The sequence below is a fragment of the Craurococcus roseus genome (genome assembly GCF_039523795.1).
Lineage (GTDB): Bacteria > Pseudomonadota > Alphaproteobacteria > Acetobacterales > Acetobacteraceae > Craurococcus > Craurococcus roseus.
Genome location: NZ_BAAAFZ010000026.1, coordinates 1 through 6,628, shown reverse-complemented (window position 1 = coordinate 6,628; position 6,628 = coordinate 1). Strand labels below are relative to the sequence as shown.

Genomic DNA, 6,628 nt, shown 5'->3' with positions numbered 1-6,628 from the left:
TCCGGCCGCCGGAATCGGCGCCGGCCACGGCCGGCCCGGTGTCGGAGGATGCGCCCGTCGCCGTGGCGGAGCGCCGTGAGCCGCCCGAAGCCGCGGCGACGGTTCCGGCCCAGGCGGTCCCCGCGCCGGCGGCCCCGGCCCCGGCGCCGGTTCCCGAACCCGCCGGTTTCGCCCCCCGTGCGGAGGAGGAGGCGCCGCCCCCGCCGAAATGGGCCGTCGAAACCGAAGCGGCGGCGGAGCCCGCCCAGGACGAGGCGGACATCAAGGACATCCTGCGGCGGATGCGCTTCGCCACCCTCGGCACCGTTTCCGAAGCGCGCACGATGCTGGACGCGCTGCGCGGCCTCCGCGCCTCGGAAAAGGCAGCCGTGCTGGAAGGGCCGGGGCTGAAGTCGGTTTGCGTGATGCCGAACGCGCGCGCCTGGTTCTCGGCCGGCGCCGCGCCGGAGATCTTCGACTGGCTCGGGCAGGGCAACCGCCCGGTGCGCGTGCTGCCCTTCGCCAGCATGGACGAAGCCCGCGACGCGGCCGGTTGCAAGGACGAGGCGGCCCGCCCGTTCGAGCAACTCATGTGGCTGGCCTGCATCCGGACGCCGCCGGAGAGCATCGCCTCCCACGAGTCGGCCCTGTTCCGCCTCAAGCGCTGGCCCGACCTCGGCAACCTGCCGCACGAGCCGCACCACATGCACTGGTGCGGCATCCTGACGCGGCAGCAGGCGGGCCTGCACGCGCTCGCCGGCTCTGGCGGCGTGGCGCCCGCCCAGACGGCCGCCTTCCTCGACGCGTGCGGCGAGCTCGGCATCCTGGAGCGCAAGGACGCCACGCCCGAGGAGATCGCGGCGGTGGAGCTGCCCGTGGTCTCCAAGAAGGGCCGCGAGCGGATCTCCCTCTTCAAGAACATCCTGGGCCGGTTGAGGATCTTCCGCTCGTGAAGGACATCAAGCTCATCATCACCGGCAGCATGGGCGCGGGGAAGACGACGGTCGTCAGCACGATCAGCGACATCCCCCCGGTCCGCACCGACGTGCCGGTCAGCGCGGACAAGGTCCGCGGCGACAAGACCACCACCACCGTCGCGCTCGACTACGGGTCGCTGACGCTGGACAAGGAGCGGCGGCTGCTGATCTTCGGCACGCCGGGCCAGCGCCGCTACGACTTCATGTGCAAGATCCTGGCGCGCGGCGCGCTGGGCGTGGTGATCCTGATCGACCACGCGTGCCAGGACCCGGTGGACGACCTCCGCTACTACCTCGACCTGTTCAAGGACACCATCGAGGACTCCACCGCCGTCATCGGCGTGACGCACACGGACGAAAAGCCGGACGCGCCGCTGCAGCCCTACTACGACCTGCTGGAGGCGCGCGAGATGCCCCTCCCGGTCTTCAGCATCGACGCGAGGCGGCACGACCACATCATCATGATGCTCGAGGCGCTGCTCGAGACGACCCGGTGAAGGATTGAGGGACATGAATTCCGAGAACAAGCCCGCGCTCGCCGCGGCCGCCCAGGCGGCGCTCGGCCGCCTCGCCAAGAACTGCCCCGGGCTGAAGTGGGCGACGGTCGCCACCAAGGACGGCGCCGAGGTCGCGAGCCACGGTGTCGGGGCGGACGAGAAGCTCAGCGTGATGACGGGCACCATGCACGCCTTGGCCGACGGCATCGTCGGCGAGGCCGAGCTCGGCACCTGCCATGACATCATCCTCGCCGCGGACCGCGGCCGGATCGTGATCCTCGGCCTGCGGGGCGCCGCGAGCGAACTGGTGCTCGCCGCCATGACGAGCCCGCAGACGAGCCTCGGCCTGCTGCTCAACTGCTGCAACACGGCGAGCAAGGAGATCGGCGCGATGCTGGAGGCCCAACCGGCCTGACGGGCCGCCCCGGCGGCCCGCGCCGGGTCGCCGCCCACGAGACAGCGCGTCCGCACCGGTCGTCCGCACCGCACGCCGCCCTTCCCGGGCGGCGTTTCCGCGTTCCGGCGGCCGTGGCGGCGGCCCGCCCCCCGCTCCCGCCCTTGCCCCTGCCCCGCCGGCGCGGTCGGTGGGCGGCGGCCGCGCCAATTCGCCCGGGGCCCGCCGCGTTCCCGGAGCGCCAACACCGAAGCCGGCGACGCGCCGAGTCCCCCGGGGCGCCGCGCGCCGGTCCAGGCCGGCGGTGGCCCCTCCCCTGTCAGCGGGCGCGTTTCCCGCGCCGGCGGAACCGGGCTCCGGCCGGCGCTGCCAGCCGGTCCACGGGGTGACCGGGGCGGCGACGTAGGGCGAGGGCCCGCCCCGATCGCGGCGGCCCCTTCTCTGCACCAAGCCACGAGGCCGGCTTCGAACGGACGCACGGGCCGGGCGACACTGCCTGGCAGAACCGGCTGCGCGCCGCGCACGCTCGCCGGCTGTCCGGAGGCGGGAAACGAGAATTGCACCCGATGGATCTGCGCCGTGGTGGCGCCGGCCGGGCCACCACGGGTCCGGGCTTCGCGGGGCCGACGACGCAGGCCCCGGGCGTGCCGGCGGGCACGGCTTGGCTCCGCCACCGGCGCCGGCCCGTGGAAGCCTCTGCTATGTGGAACCCGTCGCTTCTGGTTTCGGTCCGCCCCGGTCGCAGAATGGGCGGTGGCCGACGGGTGCGCTGGGGGACGCTGCCGCCGGCGACGCGCCGGTTACCCCGGGGCCCCACGGGGAGTCCCAACGGGGCGGGAACGGCGAAGCGGCCCCGATCTCCCGATCGGGGCCGCCCGCATCCGTAACTTCGCGTTGGCCGGGCGCCCTCACGGGCGCCAAGCCGGAAACGTCATTGGCTCAGCCAGAGCTCCACGCGCCGGTTCTTGGCCGGGGCGTTGGCGTCCTCTTCGCACGCAACCGGGGCGACGTAGCCGAAGCCCGCGATCTGGTTCACGGTCACACCGCGCTGCTTGAGCTGCTGCGCCACCTCCTTCGCGCGCTTCTCGGACACGGAGCGCTGCTGGCCGAAGGCGCCGATGTTGTCGGAGAAGCCGAGGACGTTGACCTTGTACTTGGCGTTCTCGGGCCGCTTCATGAACTCGGCCACGCGCTCCACCTCGCTTTGGCCGAGCGTGTCGAGCGACTGGCTGCCGGCGTCGAAGCGGAAGGTCGAGGACAGGCGCAGCGACTGCCGCACGGCCAGCGAGTAGTCGGCCATCGCCTGTATGTAGCGCGGGTCCGGCGCCGTCGGCGCGGCGCGCGTGGCGTCGAGCAGGCGGAACTGGGTGTACTCGCGCGTGCCGAGGGTCGGCTGGAGCGCGATGAAGCCCGCGTCCGAGATCACCTCCGCCCCCGCCGGCGAGGCGATGTAGCGGACGAAGTCCTCCACCATCGGGTTGCCTTTGGCGCCGGAGTAGAGGAACAGGCGCCGCTCCAGCGGGTAGTCCTGCGTCTTCACCTCGAAGGAGCCGGCGGGGAACTCGATCCCGCAGGACGCGACCAGGTTCAGCGCGCGGGCGCGGCCGACGAAGGCCATGCCGACGTAGCCAATGGCGCCCGGTTCCGCCGCCACCGTGTTGGCGATCTGCGAGTTGGACGGCATGCGCTCGACGTTGCCGGCCATCGGCTTCTCGCTCATCACCTCGCCGACGAACTGCTCCGTCGCGCCGGCGCCCGGCTCGGCCGCGACGACGCGGATCGGGCGGTTCGGGCCGCCGACGGCGTTCCAGTTGGTGATGGCGCCGGCGAAGATGTCGCGGATCTGCTCCATCTTGAGGCGCTGCACCGGGTTGTCCGGGTGCACGATCACCGCGAGGCCGTCGACCGCGAGGACGTTCTCGTGCTGCGCGGTGACGAGGTCCACGCCGAGGGCCCGCTGCACGCCTGACGCTTCCTGCTCGTTGGGCGCGCGGGTGGACATGGCGATGTCGGCCCGGCGCTCGCCGAGGGCCACGAAGGCGTCGCCCGGGCCGGTACGCTCGATGGAAAGGCGGCGCTGCGGCTGGCCGCGGCCGTCGCGCCCGTCCTGGAAGCGCTGCTCGGGCGTCGCGCCCTGTGACCAGCCCTTCGGGCGGAGGCCCATGCCGGCGATGTAGCCGTCCACGAGGTCGGGCATCAAGAGTTCGCCGATGTCGGCGACGCCGGACATCTTGAGTTCGCGGCCCGGGGGGAGCTGGTTCGACGCGGCGGCCGGGGCCGCCGGGCGGGCCGGGGCCTGGGCGGTCTGCGCGCCCGCGGCGGCCTGCGGCGCGGCGCCGCGGTTCGGGGCCGCGGCCGCTTGGCCGCCGCCGCAGTCCTCGGCCTTGCGCGACGCCACTTGGCTGGACGGCACCGCGCGGGAGCCCTGCCCAGTCATCATGGTGACGGTGCCGCCGGCCTCGGAGGTGATCACGCCGCAGACGCTGCCGCCGTTGCGCAGCGTCAGCCTCACCTCTTCGGCGAGGGCCGCCGCGGGGGCGAGGGCCACGGCCGTCAGGCAGAGCCCCTTCAGGGCGGCCCGAGCATGTCGCTTGTTCATCAATTCCGTAAACCTCACTCTCGGGCCGCTCGTCGCATCGCCCATTGGTTGCATCCAAAGACCACGACAACGCACTTATGATTTCACATCGCCGCGAGCTGGACCACAGGTAATTGCGACCCAACAACTAAAATCTGGGACGCCGGGCACCTTCTGACCAAGCTTTGGCAACTTCAGGTTGATAAAGCGCGCCCTCGTGCTTCTCGGGCCACAATCCTGCCCCGATGGCCGGCCTGTCGCCGGCCCGGTCCAGGGGGTGAACCGCCATCCCAACCTTAGATTAAATGTTTGAGGTATTCAATAAACTCGCACAGGGATTTCCCCGATGCGCCGGTTCGGCTGTGCGGCCCTCGGGCGCGGGCGCCCTGGGCTTCGGGGCGGGAGGGACTCCGGCCGGCCCCTGCGCCGGGCGCTCCTCACGCCGGCCGTTGCCTCTGGACCCGGGCGCCACTACACCCCGCCCCGACCGGGGCGCAGCGCTGCGCGCGCGCCCCACGCTCATTCCCAACCGTTCGGATCAGGCAGCCCACCATGGCGAAGATGCAGGCCAACCAGATGCGCGCCGGCATGGTCATCGAGTTCGAAGGCCAGCGCTACACCGTCCTCAAGCAGAACATCATGATCCCTGGCAAGGGCGCCGCCGTGATCCAGGTGGAGATGCGCAACGTCAAGAGCGGCGCCAAGAAGGACCAGCGCTGGCGCACCGCCGACACCGTCGAGCGGCTGACGACCGAGGACAAGGAGTACACCTACTCCTACGCCGACGGCGACAATCTGGTCTTGATGGACCCCGAGAGCTACGAGCAGACCACCGTTCCCAAGGACATCCTGGGCGACCGGCTGCCGTTCCTGGTCGAGAACATGACGGTGAACGTCCGCCTGATCGAAGGCGAGCCGGTGGCGATGACCCTGCCGGAAACGGTGACTTTGGAAATCACGGAAGCCGACCCGGTGGTGAAGGGGCAGACCGCCTCCTCCTCCTACAAGCCCGCCCTGCTCTCCAACGGCGTCAAGACCATGGTGCCGCCCTTCGTCACCGCCGGCGAGAAGGTGGTGGTGAAGACCGAGGACGCCTCCTACGTGGAACGGGCGAAGGGCTGACGCGCCGGCCATGGCTTCGCCCCGCCTTTCCCCGCAGCTCAACGCCGTGGTCAACGCCGTCCACAAGACCGGGCGGCGGCTGCTGCGCGACTTCGGCGAGGCGGAAAAGCTCCAGGTCAGCGTGAAGGGAGCCGGCGATTTCGTGTCGCAGGCCGACCTGCTGGCCGAGGAGATGCTGCGCAAGGAACTGTCCCGCGCCCGCCCCGGCTTCGCCTTCCACATGGAAGAGTCCGGCATCTCGGGCGACGCGGACTGGGAATGGCGTTGGGTGGTGGACCCGCTCGACGGCACCACCAACTTCCTCCACGGCATCCCGCACTGGGCGATCAGCGTGGGCATCGAGAAGCGGACGGGCGCGGGCACCAGCGAGGTGGTTGCCGGCGTGGTCTACAACCCCGCCGTCGACGAGATGTTCTGGGCCGAGCGCGGCATGGGCGCCTTCCTGAATGACCGGCGGTTGCGCGTGTCCGGGCGCAAGGACCTCCGCGAAGCGGTGTTCGCCACCGGCATCCCCTTCGCTTCCATCCCGCGCAAAGCGGAGTTCACCCAGATCCTCGGGCGCGTCATGCCCCAGGTCGCGGGCGTGCGGCGCTTCGGCTCGGCGGCGCTCGACCTCGCCTGGACCGCGGCCGGGCGCTACGACGGCTACTGGGAGCTGGGCATCCACCCCTGGGACATGGCCGCCGGCCTGGTGATGGTGCGGGAAGCGGGCGGCTTCGCCACGGACCCGGACGGGGGCGACGCTTGGCCGGGCGGCGACGTGGTCGCCGGGAACCCGTCCTTGCAGGGCCGTTTGCGCGACATCGTGTCCGAGGGCATCGCCGCGGCCTCGGCCCAGCGCTCCGGCCGCGAGGGCTCCCGCAAGGCCGCCGCCGCCGCCACCGGCGCCGAGCGGCGCCAGGGCGCCGCCCCCGCCGCGCCGGAACCGCCCGCCGGGGGTTGAATGGACCCCTGGAAACGCTTGGCCTAGGCTGATTCGGTGATGCCGCCCCCCTTCCCCCAGCGGCGCGGCGCTGCCCGATTCGGCGCCGCGCTCGTCCTCGCGTCCGCGGCGTGGCCGTGGGGGGCGGCGGAGGCCGGC

At 72.1% G+C, this 6,628-nt stretch carries 5 protein-coding genes and 1 pseudogene; 5 read left to right on the top strand and 1 reads right to left on the bottom strand.

Going from position 1 to position 6,628, the window contains the following annotated elements; genetic code table 11:
- From ABD067_RS10470 to ABD067_RS10460, 3 genes and pseudogenes are all read left to right on the top strand, one after another.
- Window positions 1-932: pseudogene (locus ABD067_RS10470) on the top strand (hypothetical protein); the annotation flags it as partial.
- A complete protein-coding gene (locus ABD067_RS10465; RefSeq protein WP_343895230.1) occupies window positions 929-1,453 on the top strand; it encodes a GTP-binding protein in 525 nt (174 codons plus the stop codon). The pseudogene ABD067_RS10470 and the gene ABD067_RS10465, both read left to right, overlap by 4 nt.
- A gap of 13 nt (window positions 1,454-1,466) precedes the next feature.
- Window positions 1,467-1,868: a roadblock/LC7 domain-containing protein gene (locus ABD067_RS10460; RefSeq protein WP_343895229.1), complete on the top strand. Its 402-nt coding sequence runs from the start codon at window positions 1,467-1,469 to the stop codon at window positions 1,866-1,868.
- A 910-nt stretch (window positions 1,869-2,778) separates the two neighbouring features.
- Here the strand turns inward: ABD067_RS10460 and ABD067_RS10455 are convergent.
- A complete protein-coding gene (locus ABD067_RS10455) occupies window positions 2,779-4,446 on the bottom strand; it encodes a phosphate ABC transporter substrate-binding/OmpA family protein (protein WP_343895227.1) in 1,668 nt (555 codons plus the stop codon).
- 531 nt (window positions 4,447-4,977) lie between these two features.
- On the opposite strand from ABD067_RS10455, the gene efp reads away from it, so the two are divergent.
- Window positions 4,978-5,547, top strand: a complete 570-nt coding sequence (efp, locus tag ABD067_RS10450) for an elongation factor P (RefSeq protein ID WP_343895226.1) — start codon at window positions 4,978-4,980, stop codon at window positions 5,545-5,547.
- Between the two features lie 10 nt (window positions 5,548-5,557).
- A complete protein-coding gene (locus ABD067_RS10445; protein WP_343895225.1) occupies window positions 5,558-6,490 on the top strand; it encodes an inositol monophosphatase family protein in 933 nt (310 codons plus the stop codon).
- The last annotated feature ends 138 nt before the right edge of the window (window positions 6,491-6,628 follow it).